The sequence below is a fragment of the Yoonia sp. 208BN28-4 genome (assembly GCF_037543925.1).
Taxonomy (GTDB): Bacteria; Pseudomonadota; Alphaproteobacteria; order Rhodobacterales; family Rhodobacteraceae; genus Yoonia.
Map to the genome: position 1 here is coordinate 364,359 of NZ_JBBIFY010000001.1, position 20,087 is coordinate 384,445.

Genomic DNA, 20,087 nt, shown 5'->3' on the forward strand with positions numbered 1-20,087 from the left:
GTCAACCAAACAGATCACCGATGCGCGCGCGCCATTTGTCATTTGGATGTGCGGTGATGGTGTGATGTGTGTCGTGGGCCGCAAACTGCAACGTCAGGGCGGCATCGGGCAAATCGCTGCCCAATCTGTCAGGCCATTCGATCAGGCAGATCGCGGTATCAAACGCATCGGTAAGACCAAGTTCGAACGCTTCATCAGGATGGGTCAGGCGGTAAAGGTCGCAGTGCCAAATGTCCCCATCCGGCGCTTCGTAGGTCTGCACAATCGTAAATGTGGGTGATGGCACATCTTCTGCCCGGCCAAGTCTGCTTTGGATCAGGGCGCGCGCAAAAGCGGATTTTCCCGCTCCGATATCGCCCTCAAGCAAGAGCGTATCACCAACCGACAGGCGCGCAGCGAATGCGGCAGCAAGGGCAGCCGTATCCTGTTCGGTCGTGGTATTTATGGAAAGAGCGTCGGGTGCCATGGCGCCAGACTATGACACACGGCAAGGCCCGCAAGCCCTTATCGTTTGCCCGCACGCAAAGAACGGTCCGGACGGGTCAGCATTTCGATACGCGGCGCGGATTTTTTCGGCAGTTGGAACGATACGAGCGTCTTTCCCCCTGCGATTGGTCGCGCAGTGCAGGTCAGCCGCCGACCATCATCCAGAATGGCCGTGTCCGACCACTCAATGCGTTCACCAGTTCCAGAGATGAACGCCCGCAGATCGGCCCAGATCGGAGAGGCAGAGCAGCGTTTTTGCCACGTGGCGGTTTCGGCGCGAATATCCTGACGGCCAAGCAGGCCAAAACTGTCGATATCCCACAGGTCATCGTAGGCGCTGTTGGACATCACAAAACCGCCGCCGCTGGAGAAAACAGCAATGGCATCCGGCAGTGTATCAAGCACTGCCTGACCCGTTTCGATTTCAGAGCGGAAACGCCGGGTCAGGGAAACCTCTGCGCTGATGTCTTCAAAAAAGAATGCAAACGCCCCGTCGCCCTGCGGTTTTCCGGTCACGCGGTAGGTCAGGCCGCCGGCAAGCACCCAGTTTTCGCAGTAAACACCCTGCATCGCTGCATCTTCTACGGCGCGGAATTGGTCCTTCCAGCTTGTGTAGTTTTTGGGTTCCGGCAGCATCCCGTCGTCGCGCAACCTGTCCAGCAATGCCTCAATCGTGGGTTTGCCGCTTAGAAAATCGAACGATATGCCCGTCAGATCCATCAGGGCGGGATTAAAGATCGACAGCTGGCGTTTGCTGTCGAAAATCGCCAGGCCGGTCGACAGGCTGGCAAAGGTTTTGCCAAAGGTTTGCAACATCGTCTTGTGCGCCTGCTCCACCATGACGGCGCTGTTGGCATCCGAGGCAAAGTGCAACGAAGTGTCATCAAGACAAAGCGATGTGATATCAAACCAGGTTTCTTCGGCGTCGCCGGGCATTTGAACGGACCGCCTGCGCACGCGCGGTTGATCATCAGGGATATCGAACTCAAGCCCGTCAAAGATCGGTTTGTCCGGCCACGCGGCCTGCTCGGGATGTCCGGTTTGCAGCACGCGATCAGACAGCGCGAGGTACGACCGATTTGCCCAGATCACATGGCCCTTGTCATTTTGCTGCCAGATCTGTTGTGGCGCGGTTTCCGCGATATTGCGCAGGAATTCCAGCTCGGACACCATCGCGGTTTGGGTGATGTCGTTCAGGTCACCATCAGCGGCAAGAAGCGTCAGCCGCGTCCGTCCGGCTGTTTTGCACAGTTCGATCCAGCCGCCAGTGCCCGCAACTTCGGCAAGGCGGGTGGTGCGGTTTGGCAAAAGCGCATCCATTTCCTGCCCCAGCGATGGGAAACGGTGACGGAACAGCCGTTCGACCTTTTGCTGCCCTGTCAGATGGGACGGGGCACCGGCGATTAGCCCGCGGGCATCTGTGCTGGCGTCGATGATGTTCTGATCATCAAACAGGAAGGTGGGACCAGCCGTATTCGGAGCCTGTTCGGCTGGCCGCTGACCACTGATCAGCGCGGGGCCAATCCCTAGGATCAACAGCGCAAGACAACCAGCACCCAGCGTGGCAAACGCAGTGATCACGCCAAGGTCGAGCATGGAAAGTGATGACATTTCGCATTTTCCCCAGATTCGACTCAAACATGCTTACGGAAGGTTAACGCACGGTAAACGTGTGGGGGATCGGTTTCGCTAGACGAAGGGTTGATTATCGCCCAGCGCCCGATGCTGCCCGTTGCGTAATGCCTCTTCAGCAGTCCGCCGCCATGCCACGGTCACAACCGCTTGCGTTGGCTGGTCGACCTGTCGTCTGTTAGCAAAATTCAGCGATGCGCCTGTGCGCTCTAACAGGGTTTTAGCGATAAAAAGGCCCAGCCCCATGCCACGGTATTCGGGGCGTCTTGCATCAATAGCGTTGCGTCTGGATCGTGCCATCGGATCGCCGATCCGCCCCAGAACAGCCGATGGAAAACCGCCGCCATCATCTGCAATGCGGATCGTGATATGGGTCAGACTCCACGACACGTCGATCTCAACGCGTTCTCCGGCAAAATCGACAGCATTCTGGATCAGGTTGCGCAAGCCGTGGATAGTTTCAGGTTTGCGCGGGATGACAGGCTGGGGAATGGGCGCATCGCCGTCAGCCGCGATGTCGATCAGAACCAGCTTACCGCGATCCGTGTGCGGTTCTGCCGCCTCGCGGACCACAGCCTCAATCGGGGCGTTGCGCAGGTGCAAATCGTCTTTGCCCGCGCGTCCCATAGAGTGAAGAATATCACGGCAGCGATCAGCCTCTTGCCGGATCAGCGTGATGTCCTCAATCAGATCTTCGCGGTCGGCCAGTTCTTCGACCATTTCGCCGCTGACAAGTTTGATCGTTGCAAGGGGCGTGCCAAGCTCGTGGGCTGTGGCGGCCACAACGCCACCAAGATCGGTCAGTTTCTGAGCACGCGACAGCGCCAGTTGCGTTGCCAAAAGCGCCTCGCTCATGACATGCATCTCTTCGGTGACTTGCCGCGCGTAGCTGGCAAGAAAGATCACACCGATCACAAGCGCGATCCAGAAACCGAATTTGAACAGGCTGGGCAACGCCAGAACGTCGCCGTTGGCTGTCAAAAGTGGCACGGCATATTGGCTCAGAATGGTGATCAAGCTGATTGCAAGCGCGCCAAGGATCACAGTGCTGCGCCCGTGCAAAACAGTCGCCGCGATTGTGACAGGCGCAAGCAAGAGCATGGCAAACGGATTGTTCAGACCGCCCGTCACGGCAAGCAGCAACCCAAGTTGCAGCACATCAAAGGTCAGCACAAAGAACGCCTCGCGTTCTTTCAGGCGGCGGCTTTCAGGATAAAGAAAACCGAAGATGATATTGGCAAGCGCGGATGATCCGACGATCAGCGCGATGATACCCGTTTCAAGCGACAGATCGAACAGATAGAGCGCGACAATGACGGCGAATGTCTGGCCAGCGATGGCATACCACCGCAGTTTGACAAGCGTTTGCAGCCGCACCCAGTTGCTGCGTTCCTGATCGGCAAACATGTCATCATCTGTCATGGTGCACCCTCAATCCCAACGACAATGTGACCGGGACGCGGCACACTGCCCTATTGATACCCGCCGCCGTTTCGTTGATCAACGCGGCACCCGAAAGGAACTTCACAATGTCACGTTTTTTCGCAGTTGCGGCCTCGGCCGTTGTTGTCGCGGGTCTTGGCGCGACACTCTGGGTAATCCAGATGAACACCAGCCGCAGTTTTGCCGATTGCAGCGGAAGCGAGGTTGCCGGGGGTGATCTTGGCGGGCCGTTCACACTTGTCGATGAAAACGGGCGTACCGTGACTGACGCCGATATTGTGACAGAGCCGACACTGATCTATTTTGGCTACACCTTCTGCCCTGATGTGTGCCCGCTTGACGTGATGCGCAACGCGCAGGCGATTGATATTCTTGACGAGCAGGGTGTCAGCGTCACGCCTGTCTTTATCTCGATTGATCCGGCCCGCGACACGCCAGAGGTTGTTGCCGATTTCACTGATAACTTCCACGACCGCATGATCGGCCTGACAGGCAGTGAAGAGCAAGTCGCCGCAGCATCGCGCGCCTATCGGACGTTCTATCAGAAATCCGGCGATGATCCTGAATACTACCTGATGGATCACACAACTTTCAGCTATCTGACCTTGCCCGAGATCGGCTTTGTCGAGTTTTTCCGGCAGACCGCGTCGCCCGAAGAAATGGCCGAAACCATCGCATGCTACGCCGCCGCTGCCTAAGTTGACGTTGTGACCTTTGATCCTACCTTTTGATGGGAAGGAACAAAGGACAGATTGATGTCACCCGAAGCACTGAACCTTGGCGATGATCCCAGCCTGCTGCTGGTTGATGATGATGAGGCGTTTCTCAAGCGTCTGGCGAAAGCGATGGAAAAGCGCGGCTTTTCTGTCGAAACCGCAGACTCGGTTGCAGGGGGTAAGGCCATCGCCACGGCCCGCCCGCCGGCCTATGCGGTTGTCGATTTGCGCCTGCAGGATGGCAACGGGCTTGACGTTGTTGAAACACTGCGTGCGCGCAGGCCTGAAAGCCGGATTGTCGTGCTGACGGGCTACGGTGCGATTGCTACTGCCGTTGCTGCCGTCAAAATCGGCGCGACAGACTATTTGGCGAAACCGGCTGATGCGAATGATGTCTGCAATGCGCTGTTGTCGCACGAGGATACGCTGCCGCCACCGCCAGAAAACCCGATGAGCGCGGACCGTGTCCGCTGGGAACACATCCAGCGCGTTTTCGAGATGTGCGATCGGAATGTATCGGAAACAGCACGTCGGCTGAGCATGCATCGCCGGACATTGCAGCGTATTTTGGCCAAGCGCAGCCCGCGCTAGGTTTGTTTCAGAAGCCAGCGCCGGAAGGTCTTTACTTTGGCGCTGGGCACACCGGGGAGGGTGCAGGCGTAATAGCCAAGTCCGTCACGCTTTTCTTCGGTGATCGCAAGCAAACGGCCAGCGGCAAGATCGTCGGCCACCAAAGCACGCGAAATCACCGAAATGCCTGCACCCGCACGCACGGCGGCTAGCACCATATTTAGTGTTGCCAATTCCTTGAGTTGGCAGCACGCCAGATCGAGCCCGCGTTCAATCGCCCATTTGCGATGTTCGCGGTGCATCTTTTCAAACACCCATGGGATATCCTGCAAATCGTCCACGCCCGTCGCGGTCCGTCCGGCAACAAGTGCTGGCGCGGAGACGATGACGTAATCCGCCGACACCAGAAATGTGGAGTCCAGCCCCGCCCAATCGCCCATGCCATAGCGGATCGCCATATCATAACCATCGCGGCGCAGATCGGTGACCGTGTTGTCCGGCGTCATGGTCAGCGTAATTTCCGGATGCTTTTCCCAGAAATCCGACAGTCGCGGCATCAGCCAGTTGTCAGCAAAGCTGGGTGTCACCGTCAGTTTGAGCGGGCTATCCGCAGCCTCGTCCGCCAACCGCCGCACACCGCCAATAATCTGCGCGAACCCGTCCGACAGATCGGTGGCCAGACGTGTGCCCGCATCTGTCAACGCCATGCCCTTGCCTGCGCGGTTCAACAGTGACGTGCCGAAATGGGTTTCCAAGGCGCGCACATGCTGGGCGATGGCGGCATGTGTGACATTCAATTCCCGCGCGGCTGCACTGAACGAACCGGCACGGGCCGCCGCCTCGAACGCGCGCAGCGCCGGAAGAGACGGGACATCACGCCAATCCATATGAAAGCCAAACTAACATATGTGAATTCTTCCTGATTAGGATCACGGGCGCAACCCCTTTATTCATATGACACCAAGTCACACCAAGCCGAAAAGGAAGATAGTCATGCTTTCAGTATTCAACACAATGTTCCGCACTGCCACAAAAACCGATTGGGATGCCCCTGCCCATTGGTCTCGCGACGATCCACGCAAGACACCAGCCCAGTTCCGCCGCGAAGAATTGCGCCGTCAGCAACGTGCCATGATGCTGACAGGCCGGATGTGGTGAACTAGAGGATCAGGCGTTTTGTGATCCGGTCCATGGGCGTTCCGTCAGCAAGCGGGACGCCCTTATCAACTTTGAAATCCTCAAAGCCCATTTTGCTGTAATACGCCAAGCCCGGCACGTTATCGGCGCGTATTTTGGCGTCGATCACCTTGAAACCGGCCTCTTTCGCGGCGGCGCGGGTTGCAGCGAACATCACGCTGCCAGCGCCGCGCACGGGATTGCGCTGATCGGTAAAGCTGCCAATGGACAGAACCCCATCGCCTTTATCGGACACCGCCTGAAATCCAACCGGCGTGTCGCCGTTCAGCGCCGTGTGCACAAGCGTTGGATCATCCATGTAGTAGGCCTGAAAGGTTGCGACGTCCCACTCTTCCTCGTGGGCGGTGGTGCCGCCGGTGCGAACGGTGTGGTTGAACAGATCGGCCAAGGCGGGCGCGTCGGCGGCAATCGTTTTGCGGGCGGTTAATGTCATAGGTGTTCCATCAAATCAGCGTGGCGTTTGGTGAAGTCGTTGCGCGCCTCAACAGGCGGGCGCAGCTTGATCTCAAGGCGTTGGGTCAGGTCGGGGTCTTGTTTGCCGAAAAATTTGTCGGCTTCGTGGCTCATGAATCCTGCAATTTGCGTGGCCTCAAGCCACGCCGATAGTTTGTCGGCCTTTTTGATCTGCTTTTTCACGGCAACCGGAATTTGCGCGGGCAGGCCAAATCTGATGTGGATTGCTGCTGTCAGCCGCTCATCCAGCGCCTCATACCCCGGACCGACGGCATTTTTAACGGGGCTGATCATGTCGCCGATCACATATTCCGGCGCGTCGTGCAGCAGGGCTGCAAGCTGCCACTTCACCGGGGCGTTCGGGTTTTGCAGCGCAAATATGTCGGTCACCAGGATAGAATGTTCAGCCACCGAATAGGCAAAGTCGCCCTTGGTTTGACCGTTCCACCGCGCGACGAATGCCAGCCCGTGTGCGATATCGGATATTTCGATGTCCATCGGTGTTGGGTCCAGCAGATCCAGCCGGCGACCCGACAACATCCTTTGCCATGCACGCGATTGTTTCATTTTTACCCCTTCGCAACCTGCCGCCATTTATGCCGCATCCTGCCACATTGTCGACAAGGCGTTGTGGTGATAGAGCGCCAATAACAAATGACATGAGGATGCGTGAGCATGGCTAAGGATTACGTCGTCAAAGACATCGCGCTTGCAGGCTTTGGCCGCAAGGAACTGGATATCGCTGAAACCGAGATGCCGGGGCTGATGGCCCTGCGCGAGGAATACGGTGCAGAAAAGCCGCTGAAAGGCGCGCGGATCGTAGGGTCGCTTCACATGACGATCCAGACTGCTGTTCTGATCGAGACACTGGTTGAACTGGGCGCCGATGTGCGCTGGGCGTCGTGCAACATTTTCTCGACCCAAGACCATGCTGCGGCGGCGATTGCTGAATCCGGCGTGCCTGTTTTTGCGATTAAAGGTCAGTCGCTGGAAGAGCACTGGGACTATCTTGATAAGTCGTTCGCCTTCCCTGAAGGCGCGAACATGATCCTTGATGATGGTGGTGATGCCACGCTCTACATCCTTTTGGGCGCACGCATGGAAGCTGGCGAAGATGTGCTGGCCGTGCCGACATCCGAGGAAGAAGAAGTCATCAAGAAGCAGATCCAGAAGCGGATGGCGGAAACGCCCGGCTGGTTTGCAAAGACACGCGATGCGATTCAGGGTGTTTCGGAAGAGACAACGACAGGTGTTCACCGTCTGTATGAACTCCAGCGCGACGGTCAGCTTCCGTTCCCTGCGATCAACGTGAACGACTCTGTGACAAAGTCGAAGTTCGACAACAAGTATGGCTGTAAAGAGAGCCTCGTTGACGGTATCCGCCGCGCCACCGACACGATGATGGCTGGTAAAGTTGCTGTCGTGATGGGTTACGGCGATGTGGGCAAAGGCTCTGCCGCGTCCCTGTCGGGTGCTGGTGCGCGTGTGATCGTGACCGAAGTTGACCCGATCTGCGCATTGCAGGCAGCGATGGACGGTTATCAGGTCACCACGTTGGAAGACGTTGTTGCGACCGCCGATATCTTTGTCACCACCACTGGCAACAAGGACGTGATCCGCATCGAGCACATGCGCGAGATGAAGGACATGGCGATTGTTGGCAACATCGGCCACTTCGACAACGAAATTCAGGTGGCGAACCTGAAAAACCACAAGTGGACCAACATCAAAGAACAGGTCGACATGATCGAGATGCCAAACGGCAACCGCTTGATCCTGCTGTCCGAAGGCCGCCTGCTGAACCTTGGCAACGCCACAGGTCACCCGTCGTTTGTGATGTCGGCATCCTTCACCAACCAAGTGCTGGCGCAGATCGAGCTTTGGACAAAGGGCGACGAATATAAGCCCGGCGTCTACATCCTGCCCAAGCATCTGGACGAGAAGGTCGCGCGTCTGCACCTTGATCGCATCGGCGTGAAGCTGTCCAAGCTGAGCGGTGAGCAGGCATCCTATATCGGCGTCACGCCAGAGGGTCCGTTCAAGCCAGAACACTACCGCTACTAAGCGGGGCATCGGGTGACGCCCGAGGAGCCGGAAAAGACACCACACCGCCGCGGCAGCATTGTCGGGGCGGTGTTTTTGTCTGTGCTCGTCATGGCTGGAATTGTCGGCACGGCATTGGTGCTGGTGGATGATACGCCGCTGCCGCCGGAATGGAATCCGACTGTTCCTTTGCAGGTCGAGCACGACTTATCGCCGCTCACGTCATGGAAGCTGGCAAATGCCGAGCGTTCGCTTGAATCCTGTGTCGCGGCGCTGGCCGATGGTGCTGTGCCGCGTGATGATTTTGAGGTAAGCGCAAACTGCCACATTCGTGATCGCGTTAATCTTCAAACCGTCGGGGCAAGTGATATCGCCGATGTGGAAACCACATGCAGTATCGCGCTGCGGATGGCGATGTGGGAACAGCACGGCTTACAGCCCGCAGCACGCGAAATACTGAACACTGACCTGACCAGAATTGATCAGATCGGCAGCTATAATTGCCGCCAGATGCGCACGACGTCGGGCAACAGCGCACGGTGGAGCACGCACGCCACAGCAAGCGCCATCGACATCTCTGGCTTTCGGTTTGCTGACGGCACGCGCCTGCGGCTGATCGACGATTGGAACGGTGCTCCGGCTGCTGCCGCGTTCCTTCGGCGCGCGCGTGATACGTCTTGCGATTGGTTCAGGTTAACGCTGTCGCCCGATTACAACCGCTTGCACGCCGACCATTTCCACCTTCAGTCCGCCGGCTGGGGTTTGTGTCGCTGAGGCAAAAGACCGCCTTTTCCCCCTAATTTTTCTTTACGAAACGCGTCCGGTGACTTTACGGTCCTGCCAACGCTGCATTTTTTGCTGCGCATGAAACGGTCCAAGAGGGCCAAAACCAACATAACTGGGGACACCACATGGGTAAGAGAGACGAATGGATCGCGAAGTACGCAGATGATCTGCGCAACAAGTGCGGCATGGAGCCTGACATGGACCTGCTGACAAAGGTAACGATCGGATGTGGTCCATCCATCTACAACGCCGATGCGCAAACCGTTGCCGGCAGCCAAACGTCCGAGCTTGAGACAGTGAAGAACAACTTCCTGATCAAGAAGCTGGGTCTGCCAGACGACGAGCACCTGATGGGTGGCATCCAGCAAGCGCTGACAACCTATGGCCGGTCCGAGCGCAACAAATACCGCGCGGTTATCTATTACATGCTGACCAAGCACTTCGGTAAAGAGAGCGTCTACAAGTAAACGCGCCTTTCAAATGGTATTAAGGAACGCCCGCAGATCGCTGCGGGCGTTTTGCGTTTCTAGAAAAGCATCAAGACGGTGCCCATGACAGCACATCCGAACGTCGCATAGCCGCTGTCGATGACGGCCAGTTTCCACGGGCGCATGGAATATCCGGTGTTGATGAAAATCCACGGGCTGATGAAGAACGCACCGATCCCCAGACCCGAGATAAAGCCTTTGCCAACGGTATCGATGTCAGACAGCACAAAGGTGTGCCGCATCATACCTGCGACCAGCAGGATCATGACAAGCGAAACCGCGTAAGGCACGGCGCTTTCGCCTTCGGGTTTGCCATCGGGGCCGGTTTTGATACCCGACGCCTCCATCCACGGTTTGGACAGGGCCATGTAGTAGGCGGCACCAAAAGCAAAGGTGGCAATAGCGGCGAGGATGACGGGAAGATAACCCATGAGAAGGCTCCTATTATTGCGGAGTTACAGTTGCCGTCCCAGTTTGGACCGGTTTGGATGATTTCCCTAGGGATTTGTGTCGCCCATTGCGCAAACGGCCTGCCACTCATTCCATGTGACAGGCTGCACAGAGAGGCGCGAATTGTTGACCAGCACCATTTCCGAAAGCGCCTCGGTTTGTTTGATCTGGTCCAGCGCTACTGCATTTGTGAAAGGACGGACGGCTTTGACATCAACGCAGTCCCAACGGTCGTCGTCGGTGGTGCTGTCGGGGTGCGCCTCGGCAATCACTTCGACAATGCCGACAACCTCAAGCCCGGTGCGCGAATGGTAAAAGAACCCCAGATCGCCCACAGCCATATCCCGCATGAAGTTGCGAGCCTGATAGTTGCGGACACCGTCCCATTCTTCGCCCGCGTCACCCTTTGCGACCAATGCGTCCCAGCCGAAAACATCCGGTTCGGATTTGAACAACCAATAGGCCATCAGCCGATTACCTTTTTCCATTCCTGAAGCGTCACCGACTGGAACAGACCAGCTTTGTTATAGGGATCGTTATCTGCCCAGTTCTGCGCTGCGCCCATGTCTTCGACGTCCAAAACGATGAGCGAACCGCACATCGTGCCATCGGTATCCAGAAAAGGACCGGCCATTTCGACAACTCCGGTGTCCTTGATGTAGGCCAGATGCGCGTCGCGGTTATCCAGACGCGTCTGTAGCGCGCCGTCTTTGTCTTTGGTGATCAGTGCAATCCGCATAGGTGTCTCCGATGTGCTGTGGCGTCAGGCTTTGGCGCCCTTTTTCCCGCTACCCAACATCGGTGCCGCAGATTGGTCAAGCGGCCAGCGGGGGCGGGCTGATAAAGTCATGTCGCTGGTCAAGCCGTGCTGCAGGTGCTCGATCCCTGCGTAGGCAATCATGGCCGCGTTATCAGTGCACAGGGCCAGAGGTGGTGCCAGAAACTCTGTTTCCAATTTGGCGCAGACCTGCAAAAGCGCCTGTCTGATGGTTTGGTTCGCGGCCACCCCACCTGCTACGGCAAGCGTGGGCTGCTGGGGATTTTCGGCAAGATACAAGAGTAAAGCGCGTCGCGATTTTTCGGCCAGAATATCGCTGACAGCTGCTTGGAACCCCGCCGCAAGATCGCTTTGATCCTGAGGGCGCAAACCGCCGTATTCGGCCACAACCGCGTCGCGGGCCCGCAACATCGCTGTTTTGAGGCCGGAAAATGACATGTCGCAACCGTCTTGGTTCAGCAACGGGCGCGGCAGTTTGAACCGCTTGGTATCGCCAGACTTGGCCGCAGCTTCGATCGCCGGGCCGCCCGGTTGCGACAGGCCAAGGATGCGGGCGGTTTTGTCAAACGCCTCGCCCGGGGCATCATCAATCGTGCCGCCGATCCGCGCAAAATCATCAAACCCGCGCACAATCAGGAACTGGCAGTGCCCGCCAGAGACAAGCAACATCAGATAGGGATAAGGCACCTGATCGGTAAGGCGCGGGGTGAGCGCATGACCGGCCAGATGGTTGACGCCAATCAGGGGCAGACCTGTCGCGGCAGCCAACCCCTTGGCGCACATGAGACCCGACAACACCCCGCCAATCAGACCCGGTCCTGCCGTCACAGCGATGCCGTCAAGCTCAGACAGACCGATGCCGGATGCGGCCAGCGCCTCTTCGATGCAATGATCCAGTTTTTCGGCATGGGCGCGGGCCGCGATTTCAGGGACGACGCCGCCAAAGTCTGCGTGCAGACTGGTTTGACCGTAAACCACAGACGATAGCACCGTATTGTCACGCACTATGGCGGCTGCGGTATCATCACAGCTGCTTTCGATGCCAAGAAGGATAAGCGCGGTCATGCGGGGGCCTGTTGCAAGTTCAGACCCTGCAGGTAACACTCTGCCTTGTTCCAAACAATGGCCCTGACGATGCGCCCCACACTGATCATCACGCGACCTGCTCATGTGGCGCAAGCAACGCTGGATGATTATCGCGCCGCAATCGCGACCCCGTTTGACGCTATCCTGTCGCCATTGATCGAGATTGTGGACTGTGATCCCGAACCGTTTGACCAAACGCCCGACCACGTCATTTTCACGTCGGCCAATGCGGTGGCCCATGCCGCGCGCATCGGTGTGACACGCGATGCGTTGGCATGGTGCGTCGGGGCCAGAACGGCGCAGGCGGCGCAGAACGCAGGGTTCAAGACCCGCAGCGTTGACGGAAACGGCCAAGATCTGCTGAACCTGATCCGCCGCGAAAACCCGCAAGGCAGCATGCTTCATATTCATGGTCGTGAGACGCATCTGGATTTCGCAGCAGCGTTGCCAGATCAATGCAGTGGAATTTGCGTTTACGACCAAACTACGCGCCCGTTGTCCGATGATGCCCGCGCAGCCCTGACGGGGACAGCACGCGTCATTGTCCCCTTGTATTCGCCTAACACGGCCAGCAGACTATTTTCACAAACGCAAGTAACGGCGCCCGCCAGTTTTGTGGCAATCAGTGCGCAGGTGCGGGCTGCGGGTTTGCCATTTTCAGACCCCGAACAATGGAGGGTCGCCGCATCGCCTGATCATCAGGCCATGATTGATGCAACCCAAGCGGCCCTTGCTGCGTTGTCAGGTTAAGTGCGCCTTGAGAAGAGGTGCGCAGCAAGATAGATATAAGACTGGCGAGACAAGCGCCTGAATTTTTAAGGTGAGGGTGACAACTTGGCGAAACGTACGAAGAAGAGCCAAAACAAGGCGTCAGACGATATCAAAGACGCTGAAGTCACCAGTGAAACTCCGCCGGAATCGTCTGCTGAAGTTCTGCCAGAGCAGGACAAAGTCAAGATCGTCGATGAAACCGTGAAACCTGCTGAGCCTAAAAAACCGGCAGATGATGCGTCTGAGGGCAGTGCAAAACAGGTTGTTGCCGGTCAGGACAAGGTCAAAGTCGTCGATACACCTGACACGTCTGACGAACCAGCCACCGCCGACAGCACATCTGATGACACGGTTGAAATGGCGTCCGTTCCCGATCCCGTCATGGATAAATCCGGCACGACAGCGTCCGAACCAGCGCCAGAGCCTGCACGCGCAGCGCCCGTTGTCGCGCCCGTTCCGACCCAGCCGAACCGCGAAAACAACGTGCTTTTGCCGATGATTCTTGGCGGCTTGATCGCTGGTGGCATCGGTTATGGCGTGGCTTACATGCAGCGTCCGGTTGTCGATATGCCGCTGGAAGATCGTGTCGCCGCACAGCAGGCCGACATCGAAGCCCTGCAAGCCGTTGTGGCAGAGCCTGTTGAAATGCCCGACATGACCCCGCTGAACGAACAGATCGCAACGCTGTCTGCGGAAACGACCAACCAATTTGATGCGTTGACCGGTCAGATTGATGCGCTGGACGAACGTGTTGCGGCGGTTGAAAAGCAGCCTAGCGCCGATGGCACGTTGCAAGATACAGCTGTTGCTGCGTTCCAGCGTGAGCTGGATGAATTGCGCGCGCAGACCGAACAGATGTCTGCCGATGCTGCTGCTGCACTTCAGGCCACCCGCGACGAAGCGGCAGCCATTGAACAAAACGCAATCGACAACGCCCGCGCAGCGACAGCCCGCGCCGCAATCGCCCGCGTTGAAGCGGCCCTGCAAAGCGGTGCGCCGTTTGGCGATGTCCTGCCCGATCTGGCGGATGCTGTTGATATGCCAATCCCCGAGGGCCTGACGGAAGCGGCTGACGGTATTCCCACGCTTGGTCAGTTGCAGGCCGATTTCCCTGCCGCTGCCCGTGCGGCCCTGTCCACTGCCCGCGCCGAAGGGGCCGATGGTAGTGAAAGCGGCGGTCTGACCGGTTTCTTGCAAAGCCAACTGAACGTCCGCTCGGTCACGCCACAAGAGGGCACAAGTGTTGACGCTGTCCTGTCGCGTGCCGAAGCTGCGCTGAAAGACGGCAACCTGAACGAAACGATGGTCGAAGTCACCGCGCTGCCCGCTGTTGTGCGCGGCACGCTGTCCGACTGGATCGCCCGCGCCGAGACGCGCATCGCGGCGATGCAGGCTGTCGATACTCTCTCCCAATCCATCAACGATAATTAAAGGCGGTCACGATGCTCTGGTCCTTGATCAAAATTCTGGCATTTGTTGCCGTCATTACCGCCCTGACCTTCGGGGCAACCATGTTGATGAATGTCGATGGCGGTGCCGTGATCGCGATTGGCGGGGTGGAACTGTCGCTTGGTCTGCTTGAACTGGTGTTCGCCTTTGTGGCTCTTGTTGTGCTGGTCTGGCTTGCGCTGAAAATACTGTCGTTCCTCGTGGCGGCGTTCCATTTCCTGAACGGGGACGAAACCGCGATCTCGCGCTATTGGGACCGGAATCGCGAACGCAAAGGGTATGAGGCATTGTCCGAAGGCATGATGGCGCTGGCATCCGGCGAAGGCCATCTGGCCATGACCAAAGCCGCCCGCGCTGATAAATACCTTGAGCAGCCACAGTTGACGACGCTTTTGACGGCACAAGCCGCCGAGATGACGGGCGACCGTAAGAAGGCGGAAGCGAGCTACAAAAAACTGCTTGAGGATGACAAGACACGCTTTGTCGGTGTGCGCGGCATCATGAAGCAAAAGCTGGAAGACGGTGATACCGATACGGCGCTGAAGTTGGCGGAAAAGGCATTTGCCCTCAAGCCCAAGCATGAAGACACCCAAGACGTGCTGCTGCGCCTTCAGGCGGAAAAGGCCGACTGGACAGGTGCGCGGACCACGTTGAATGCGAAACTGAAATCCGGTGCGCTGCCGCGTGATGTGCACAAGCGCCGCGATGCCGTGCTTGCTTTGTCCGAGGCACGTGACGTGGCCAAAGAAGGCACATCAATCGAAAGCCGTGAGGCCGCGATTGAAGCCAACCGTCTGTCGCCTGATCTGATCCCTGCTGCCGTGATGGCCGCGCGGAGCTATATCGAGGATGATAATGGCCGGTATGCGGCCCGCGTTCTGACAAAAGCATGGTCTGCACGCCCACACCCTGATCTGGCGGCGGCCTTTGCGGAAATTGCACCCGACGAAACACCACAGGAACGGCTCAAGCGGTTCCGCGCGTTGACCAAGCTGAATACAGACAACCCCGAAACAAAGATGCTGCTGGCCGAATTGCACATCGCTGCCGAAGATTTCCCGCAAGCGCGCCGCGATATCACAGAGCTGGTCACAACCGATCCAACCGCCCGCAGCCTGACCATCATGGCCGCGGTTGAACGTGGCGAAGGTGCTGACGATGCTGTGGTGCGCGGCTGGTTGACCCGTGCGCTGACCGCGCCGCGTGGTCCGCAGTGGGTTTGTGATAATTGCCAGCATATCCACGGGGCCTGGGCACCGATTTGCTCGAACTGTTCGTCCTTTGATACGCTGTCGTGGAAGCGCCCTGTCGAAACCGATGTGGCGATGCCTGCAGGCACCGAAATGCTGCCGCTTATTGTTGGCCAGATTGAGGATAACAGTGCATCCGATGATGCCTCTGACGATGTGACCGACGCTGAGGTTGTCGACGCTTCAAACGACAAATAGGTCTTTTCGAACAATCGGGGCGGTGCTAGTCAACGCTCCGAAACGCCGCTGTAGCTCAGATGGTAGAGCACGTCATTCGTAATGATGGGGTCGTAGGTTCGAGTCCTATCAGCGGCACCAGTTTCTAAAACAGCCAGTGATTACCTGACCACATAGACCGAACAGCGCGAATGTCTGACGACGCGCGCAGCATTGGGTCCCAGCAGGAAATCTTTGAAATCAGGACGATGTGAGCCGATGACGATCAAGTTCGCGCCGGACAGATCGGCGGCCTTAAGAACCTCTTCATAGACGTTTCCGACTGCCACAACGTGGCGCACCTTCTCATCATTTTCTTCGCCAATGACACCTTGCACGAAGGATTGCAGTAATTCCGCCGCGCCATCGCGGGCGGTTTTGACGTGATGCTCCTCGAAATATGCGCCGACAAGGCTTGCCCCGAAATCGGGCACCACGGTGATGACATCAAGCTGTGCGTCATCAAGATCGGCCATGCGTTTGGCCGTTTTCAGTACGTGCGCCTCGTCATCGGGGCGGTTGATATCAATCGCACACAGGACAGTATTGGTCATGCGGTTTCTCCTTCGCGGAAGGGCGTTGCCCGCCCGTTTTGCAGGTAGGCAATCAGACCCAAGAGCAGCAGGGCAGGGATGAAGATCAGCTCTTTGGGAAGCTGGTCCGCCGTGGCCTGCACGCTGGCGATTTGCACAGGGTCGTCGCCGTAAAAATCAAAGCTGGACAGTGCGTCACCCAGATCAGTTCCGAACATGGGTTCGTCCAATCGCTGCACGTCACCCTCTGGGAAGATGATGAAACCCAGCGCATCAAGTCGCGTATCAGCACCGTCGCCTTCGGGAACGGTCAATGGAACAGTCACATCTTTGACTTCAAGCGTGTCAAAGTCGGGGCCAGAGACGACCATGCGCAGCTGGCTGCCCGGCTCTGCATTCGCCAAAGCCTCGGAGAAGGCGGCTGGTGCGATATCGTCAAACGGCGGCTGAATCTGGTTCATGAAGAACCCCGGTCGGAACAGCGCGAAGGCAATGAGTAGCATCGCCACTGTTTCCCAGATGCGGTTCTTGGTCAGGAACCACCCCATCGTGGCGGCGGTGAAAATCAGGATACCGATGGTGGCAACGATGAATACGATGATGCCCTGCACCCACGTCACATCAATCAACAGAAGATCGGTGTTGAAGATGAACACAAACGGCAGTGCCACGGTCCGCAGACTGTAGAAGAAAGCCGTGAAGCCGGTGCGGATCGCGTCACCGCCCGACACGGCAGCCGCTGCAAAGCTGGCAAGTCCGACAGGGGGCGTCACATCCGCCATGATCCCGAAGTAGAACACAAACAGGTGCACAGCGATCAGTGGCACGATCAATCCGTTTTGCGCACCCAGCTCGACCACGACGGCGACCATCAGCGATGACACTACGATGTAGTTGGCCGTGGTGGGCAGGCCCATCCCCAGAATGAGCGACAGGATCGCCACGAAGATCAGCATCAGGATCAGGTTGCCGCCTGACAGGAATTCAACAAAATCGGCCATAACCTGCCCGATGCCGGTCAGTGAAACCGTGCCCACAATGATGCCAGCGGTGGCTGTGGCCAGACCGATGCCGATCATGTTGCGCGCGCCGTCGATCATGCCGTTGACCAGATCGAACAGGCCGTCACGCAGGCGTCCGATGGCGTTTGCCTCGCCACGGAACATCGCCTTCAGCGTCTTTTGCGTCAGCAGGATACCGAACAGCAGCGTGGTCGCCCAGAAGGCCGACAGTCCGGGCGACTTCCGTTCGATCATCAGGAAGTAAACCAGCACGATAATCGGCAGCAGGTAATACAGGCCGGATTTGTAAATCTTGGCAACGTCAGGCAGTTCGACCACCTCTGCGTTGGGGTCGTCTGGTTCAAGGTCAGGGGCCTGTGCGGCCAGATAGACCAGCGCGATATAGATCAGCGCCAGCAATGCAGAGAGCACCCAACCGGACCCTTCGGGAAAGGCCGAGACGACCCATCCGACAGGGTACTGCGTTGCGTAGCACAAAAGCGCAAAGCCCGCGAAAAAGGCGAACATGCCGCCGATGGTCCGGCCCATGCTGACAACCTTGTTGCCGATGGTCGGCATGTTGTTTTTCACCGCTTCAAGGTGAACGATGTAAACCAGTGCGATGTAAGAAATGATCGCGGGCAGGAAGGCGTGGGTGATCACCTCGACGTATGAGATGCCCACATATTCCACCATCAGGAACGCGGCAGCGCCCATGACAGGCGGCATAATCTGACCGTTCACCGACGACGCCACCTCGACCGAGCCTGCCTTTTCAGCGGAAAAGCCGACCCGTTTCATCAGGGGGATGGTGAATGTGCCGGTTGTCACAACATTGGCGATGGAGGAACCGGAGATGAGGCCCGTCGCGGCAGAGCCGACAACGGCAGCTTTGGCAGGTCCACCGCGCAGGTGGCCCAGCGCACCAAAGGCCATCTTGATGAAATAGTTACCAGCGCCGGCCTTATCCAGCAGCGCACCAAACAGCACAAAAAGAAACACGAATTTCGTCGAAACGCCCAGCGCGATGCCGAAAACGCCCTCGGAAGTGATCCACATGTGGCTCATCGCTTTGCGCAATGATGCACCGGCCCAGCGGATCTGGTCTGGCACCACCTCGGACGAGCCGAAGAAGACGTAGAACAGGAACACCACCGCCAAGAGGACCATCACAGGCCCAAGAACGCGGTAGGCCGAGATGAACAGAACGATCAGACCGGCCAGCGCGAAATAGGCGTCGGACGCATCTGCCAACCCGCCGTTGCTCACGATCTTGTCGTAGAAGAAATAGCCGTAAAGCGCGAGAAACGCGCCCGCGATGGCAAGCACCCAGTCGTAAACGGGAATGTAGTCGCGGGGGCTGGACTTGAATAACGGATAGGCCATCGCGGCAAGGAACATCGCGAAGGCAAGGTGGATCTGGCGGGAGTTGTTGATCAGGTCACCGGGCAGGATGTAGGGCGCCACCGGAGAGGCGAGCAAAACCTGAAAGATCGACCAGGCCAGGGCGACAGCCGCAATGAACAAACCCACGGTGCCTGTCGGGCTGCGTGCCCCGCTGTCGCTGGCGGCGACCAGTTCTTGCAGTTCGGCTTCGCTCAGCGCGCGGTTTTCGTTTTGTGCCATAAGTCCCCCTGATGCCGGTTTCCGGCTAAATTCTTTTGGGTCGCATCCCTGAAATCATTGGGCTGCGGGGTGGTCAGGGGCGTGTGCCGCCCCCGACCTTTCGCGTCGTCGCAAGTGGCTTATTCGATCCAGCCCTGCTCGCGGTAGTACTTTGCAGCACCCGCGTGCAGTGGTGCGGACAGACCAGCTGTTGCCATTTCCTCGGGCACGAGGTTGGCAAACGCAGGGTGCAGACCTTTGAAATCTTCAAAGTTGTCGAACACGGCCTTTACAAGGATGTAGACGGTTTCTTCCGACACATCCTCGGACGAGACGAACGTCGCGCCCACACCAAATGTCATCGTGTCGTCATCGTTGCCGCGATACATGCCGCCGGGGATGGTGGCTGTACGGTAGAACGAGTTGTCAGCAACAAGACCGTTAACAACATCACCGGACACTTCGACCAACACGGAATCACAGGCTGTTGTGGCTTCCTGAATAGAACCGGACGGGTGACCCACGGTATAGACCATTGCGTCAATCTGGTTGTCACACAGTGCTGCGGATTGCTCGGCCGCTTTCAGTTCGGTGGCCAATGCGAAGTTGTCGGTTGTCCAACCCATGGCTTCCATCAGAACTTCCATGGTGCCGCGCTGGCCGGAACCGGGGTTGCCGATGTTCACCCGCTTGCCTTCAAGATCCATCACGGTCGTGATGCCGCTGTCGGCACGCGCCACAACGGTAAACGGCTCGGGGTGGACAGAGAACACAGCGCGCAAACCTTCAAAAGCGCCAGCGTCTTCAAACTGCGATGTGCCGTTGTAGGCGTGGTACTGCCAGTCGGACTGCGCCACACCAAACTCAAGCTCGCCCTCGCGGATCGTGTTGATGTTGTAGACAGAACCACCTGTGGATTCGACCGAACAGCGCACGCCATGGTCGCGGCGGTCCTTGTTCACCAGACGGCAAATCGCACCGCCAGTGGGGTAGTAAACGCCGGTGACGCCACCGGTGCCGATTGTGATGAACTCTTCTGCGTAGGCGGCGGGTGCCATCATCGCAGCGGTCACCGCACATACGGCTGTCATTTTAAGTTTCGCGAACATTATCATCTCCCTTTGATTGCATGTT

General features: G+C 57.8%; 22 protein-coding genes and 1 tRNA gene. 10 read left to right on the forward strand and 13 right to left on the reverse strand.

Annotated elements, in window-relative coordinates:
* Position 1 precedes the first annotated feature (1 nt).
* From tsaE to regB, 3 genes are all read right to left on the reverse strand, one after another.
* The gene (gene tsaE / locus V8J84_RS01760; protein WP_339927877.1) at positions 2–466 is read right to left on the reverse strand and encodes a tRNA (adenosine(37)-N6)-threonylcarbamoyltransferase complex ATPase subunit type 1 TsaE; all 465 of its coding nucleotides are present in this window, start codon (positions 464–466) and stop codon (positions 2–4) included.
* A 38-nt stretch (positions 467–504) separates the two neighbouring features.
* Positions 505–2,097, reverse strand: coding sequence for a PAS-domain containing protein (locus tag V8J84_RS01765; protein WP_339927878.1), 1,593 nt, complete (start codon positions 2,095–2,097; stop codon positions 505–507).
* A gap of 78 nt (positions 2,098–2,175) precedes the next feature.
* Positions 2,176–3,540, reverse strand: coding sequence for a sensor histidine kinase RegB (gene regB, locus V8J84_RS01770; protein WP_339927879.1), 1,365 nt, complete (start codon positions 3,538–3,540; stop codon positions 2,176–2,178).
* A gap of 107 nt (positions 3,541–3,647) precedes the next feature.
* On the opposite strand from regB, the gene V8J84_RS01775 reads away from it, so the two are divergent.
* Positions 3,648–4,259: an SCO family protein gene (locus V8J84_RS01775; protein WP_339927880.1), complete on the forward strand. Its 612-nt coding sequence runs from the start codon at positions 3,648–3,650 to the stop codon at positions 4,257–4,259.
* A 57-nt stretch (positions 4,260–4,316) separates the two neighbouring features.
* Positions 4,317–4,868, forward strand: a complete 552-nt coding sequence (locus V8J84_RS01780; protein WP_339927881.1) for an ActR/PrrA/RegA family redox response regulator transcription factor — start codon at positions 4,317–4,319, stop codon at positions 4,866–4,868.
* Here V8J84_RS01780 and V8J84_RS01785 read toward each other — a convergent pair.
* The gene (locus V8J84_RS01785; protein WP_339927882.1) at positions 4,865–5,734 is read right to left on the reverse strand and encodes a LysR family transcriptional regulator; all 870 of its coding nucleotides are present in this window, start codon (positions 5,732–5,734) and stop codon (positions 4,865–4,867) included. The two genes, V8J84_RS01780 and V8J84_RS01785, sit on opposite strands and share 4 nt — an antisense overlap.
* A 106-nt stretch (positions 5,735–5,840) precedes the next feature.
* On the opposite strand from V8J84_RS01785, the gene V8J84_RS01790 reads away from it, so the two are divergent.
* Positions 5,841–6,005, forward strand: coding sequence for a hypothetical protein (locus V8J84_RS01790; RefSeq protein ID WP_339927883.1), 165 nt, complete (start codon positions 5,841–5,843; stop codon positions 6,003–6,005).
* A gap of 1 nt (position 6,006) precedes the next feature.
* Here V8J84_RS01790 and V8J84_RS01795 read toward each other — a convergent pair whose 3' ends face one another.
* Both V8J84_RS01795 and V8J84_RS01800 read right to left on the reverse strand, forming a co-directional pair.
* Positions 6,007–6,477, reverse strand: coding sequence for a GNAT family N-acetyltransferase (locus tag V8J84_RS01795; protein ID WP_339927884.1), 471 nt, complete (start codon positions 6,475–6,477; stop codon positions 6,007–6,009).
* Entirely contained in the window at positions 6,474–7,064 is a 591-nt protein-coding gene (locus tag V8J84_RS01800; protein WP_339927885.1) for an HD family hydrolase, read from the reverse strand. Before V8J84_RS01800 ends, V8J84_RS01795 begins: the two co-directional genes overlap by 4 nt.
* 108 nt (positions 7,065–7,172) lie before the next feature.
* Between V8J84_RS01800 and ahcY the strand changes: the two genes are divergently transcribed.
* The 3 genes from ahcY to V8J84_RS01815 all read left to right on the forward strand — a co-directional run bounded on the left by ahcY (position 7,173) and on the right by V8J84_RS01815 (position 9,793).
* Complete coding sequence (gene ahcY / locus V8J84_RS01805) at positions 7,173–8,561, forward strand: adenosylhomocysteinase (RefSeq protein ID WP_339927886.1); 1,389 nt, start codon at positions 7,173–7,175, stop codon at positions 8,559–8,561.
* Positions 8,562–8,651: 90 nt separating this feature from the next.
* Entirely contained in the window at positions 8,652–9,314 is a 663-nt protein-coding gene (locus tag V8J84_RS01810; protein ID WP_339927887.1) for an extensin-like domain-containing protein, read from the forward strand.
* 137 nt (positions 9,315–9,451) lie between these two features.
* A complete protein-coding gene (locus V8J84_RS01815; protein ID WP_339927888.1) occupies positions 9,452–9,793 on the forward strand; it encodes a DUF2853 family protein in 342 nt (113 codons plus the stop codon).
* Between the two features lie 59 nt (positions 9,794–9,852).
* On the opposite strand, the gene V8J84_RS01820 is transcribed toward V8J84_RS01815, so the two are convergent.
* The 4 genes from V8J84_RS01820 to tsaD all read right to left on the reverse strand — a co-directional run bounded on the left by V8J84_RS01820 (position 9,853) and on the right by tsaD (position 12,107).
* Positions 9,853–10,245, reverse strand: coding sequence for a DUF1761 domain-containing protein (locus tag V8J84_RS01820; protein ID WP_339927889.1), 393 nt, complete (start codon positions 10,243–10,245; stop codon positions 9,853–9,855).
* A gap of 66 nt (positions 10,246–10,311) precedes the next feature.
* Complete coding sequence (locus V8J84_RS01825; protein ID WP_339927890.1) at positions 10,312–10,731, reverse strand: EVE domain-containing protein; 420 nt, start codon at positions 10,729–10,731, stop codon at positions 10,312–10,314.
* Positions 10,731–11,003, reverse strand: coding sequence for a YciI family protein (locus V8J84_RS01830; protein ID WP_339927891.1), 273 nt, complete (start codon positions 11,001–11,003; stop codon positions 10,731–10,733). The genes V8J84_RS01825 and V8J84_RS01830 overlap by 1 nt, the downstream gene beginning before the upstream one ends.
* A 24-nt stretch (positions 11,004–11,027) precedes the next feature.
* Positions 11,028–12,107, reverse strand: a complete 1,080-nt coding sequence (gene tsaD / locus V8J84_RS01835) for a tRNA (adenosine(37)-N6)-threonylcarbamoyltransferase complex transferase subunit TsaD (RefSeq protein ID WP_339927892.1) — start codon at positions 12,105–12,107, stop codon at positions 11,028–11,030.
* A gap of 69 nt (positions 12,108–12,176) precedes the next feature.
* Between tsaD and V8J84_RS01840 the strand changes: the two genes are divergently transcribed.
* From V8J84_RS01840 to V8J84_RS01855, 4 genes are all read left to right on the forward strand, one after another.
* A complete protein-coding gene (locus V8J84_RS01840) occupies positions 12,177–12,878 on the forward strand; it encodes a uroporphyrinogen-III synthase (protein ID WP_339927893.1) in 702 nt (233 codons plus the stop codon).
* 84 nt (positions 12,879–12,962) lie between these two features.
* Complete coding sequence (locus V8J84_RS01845; protein ID WP_339927894.1) at positions 12,963–14,330, forward strand: COG4223 family protein; 1,368 nt, start codon at positions 12,963–12,965, stop codon at positions 14,328–14,330.
* 11 nt (positions 14,331–14,341) lie between these two features.
* Positions 14,342–15,796 carry a heme biosynthesis protein HemY gene (locus V8J84_RS01850; RefSeq protein ID WP_339927895.1) on the forward strand — a complete coding sequence of 485 codons (1,455 nt, stop codon included), beginning with the start codon at positions 14,342–14,344 and terminating at the stop codon, positions 15,794–15,796.
* A gap of 44 nt (positions 15,797–15,840) precedes the next feature.
* A tRNA-Thr gene (locus V8J84_RS01855) sits at positions 15,841–15,916 on the forward strand.
* 20 nt (positions 15,917–15,936) lie between these two features.
* Here the strand turns inward: V8J84_RS01855 and V8J84_RS01860 are convergent.
* The 3 genes from V8J84_RS01860 to V8J84_RS01870 all read right to left on the reverse strand — a co-directional run bounded on the left by V8J84_RS01860 (position 15,937) and on the right by V8J84_RS01870 (position 20,062).
* The gene (locus V8J84_RS01860; protein WP_339927896.1) at positions 15,937–16,368 is read right to left on the reverse strand and encodes a universal stress protein; all 432 of its coding nucleotides are present in this window, start codon (positions 16,366–16,368) and stop codon (positions 15,937–15,939) included.
* Positions 16,365–18,974: a TRAP transporter permease gene (locus tag V8J84_RS01865; protein WP_339927897.1), complete on the reverse strand. Its 2,610-nt coding sequence runs from the start codon at positions 18,972–18,974 to the stop codon at positions 16,365–16,367. Before V8J84_RS01865 ends, V8J84_RS01860 begins: the two co-directional genes overlap by 4 nt.
* A gap of 119 nt (positions 18,975–19,093) precedes the next feature.
* Entirely contained in the window at positions 19,094–20,062 is a 969-nt protein-coding gene (locus V8J84_RS01870; RefSeq protein WP_339927898.1) for a TAXI family TRAP transporter solute-binding subunit, read from the reverse strand.
* Positions 20,063–20,087 lie beyond the last annotated feature (25 nt).

Coding starts and splice junctions, on each gene's coding strand:
- V8J84_RS01790 (WP_339927883.1), top strand. CDS start 5,841: ATGCTTTCAGTATTCAACACAATGTTCCGCACTGCCACAAAAACCGAT.
- V8J84_RS01850 (WP_339927895.1), top strand. CDS start 14,342: ATGCTCTGGTCCTTGATCAAAATTCTGGCATTTGTTGCCGTCATTACC.
- V8J84_RS01820 (WP_339927889.1), bottom strand. CDS start 10,245: ATGGGTTATCTTCCCGTCATCCTCGCCGCTATTGCCACCTTTGCTTTT.
- V8J84_RS01815 (WP_339927888.1), top strand. CDS start 9,452: ATGGGTAAGAGAGACGAATGGATCGCGAAGTACGCAGATGATCTGCGC.
- tsaD (WP_339927892.1), bottom strand. CDS start 12,107: ATGACCGCGCTTATCCTTCTTGGCATCGAAAGCAGCTGTGATGATACC.
- V8J84_RS01810 (WP_339927887.1), top strand. CDS start 8,652: ATGGCTGGAATTGTCGGCACGGCATTGGTGCTGGTGGATGATACGCCG.
- V8J84_RS01795 (WP_339927884.1), bottom strand. CDS start 6,477: ATGACATTAACCGCCCGCAAAACGATTGCCGCCGACGCGCCCGCCTTG.
- V8J84_RS01840 (WP_339927893.1), top strand. CDS start 12,177: ATGCGCCCCACACTGATCATCACGCGACCTGCTCATGTGGCGCAAGCA.
- tsaE (WP_339927877.1), bottom strand. CDS start 466: ATGGCACCCGACGCTCTTTCCATAAATACCACGACCGAACAGGATACG.
- V8J84_RS01785 (WP_339927882.1), bottom strand. CDS start 5,734: ATGGATTGGCGTGATGTCCCGTCTCTTCCGGCGCTGCGCGCGTTCGAG.
- V8J84_RS01825 (WP_339927890.1), bottom strand. CDS start 10,731: ATGGCCTATTGGTTGTTCAAATCCGAACCGGATGTTTTCGGCTGGGAC.
- V8J84_RS01870 (WP_339927898.1), bottom strand. CDS start 20,062: ATGTTCGCGAAACTTAAAATGACAGCCGTATGTGCGGTGACCGCTGCG.
- ahcY (WP_339927886.1), top strand. CDS start 7,173: ATGGCTAAGGATTACGTCGTCAAAGACATCGCGCTTGCAGGCTTTGGC.
- V8J84_RS01775 (WP_339927880.1), top strand. CDS start 3,648: ATGTCACGTTTTTTCGCAGTTGCGGCCTCGGCCGTTGTTGTCGCGGGT.
- V8J84_RS01865 (WP_339927897.1), bottom strand. CDS start 18,974: ATGGCACAAAACGAAAACCGCGCGCTGAGCGAAGCCGAACTGCAAGAA.
- V8J84_RS01765 (WP_339927878.1), bottom strand. CDS start 2,097: ATGTCATCACTTTCCATGCTCGACCTTGGCGTGATCACTGCGTTTGCC.
- V8J84_RS01800 (WP_339927885.1), bottom strand. CDS start 7,064: ATGAAACAATCGCGTGCATGGCAAAGGATGTTGTCGGGTCGCCGGCTG.
- V8J84_RS01830 (WP_339927891.1), bottom strand. CDS start 11,003: ATGCGGATTGCACTGATCACCAAAGACAAAGACGGCGCGCTACAGACG.
- V8J84_RS01780 (WP_339927881.1), top strand. CDS start 4,317: ATGTCACCCGAAGCACTGAACCTTGGCGATGATCCCAGCCTGCTGCTG.
- regB (WP_339927879.1), bottom strand. CDS start 3,540: ATGACAGATGATGACATGTTTGCCGATCAGGAACGCAGCAACTGGGTG.
- V8J84_RS01860 (WP_339927896.1), bottom strand. CDS start 16,368: ATGACCAATACTGTCCTGTGTGCGATTGATATCAACCGCCCCGATGAC.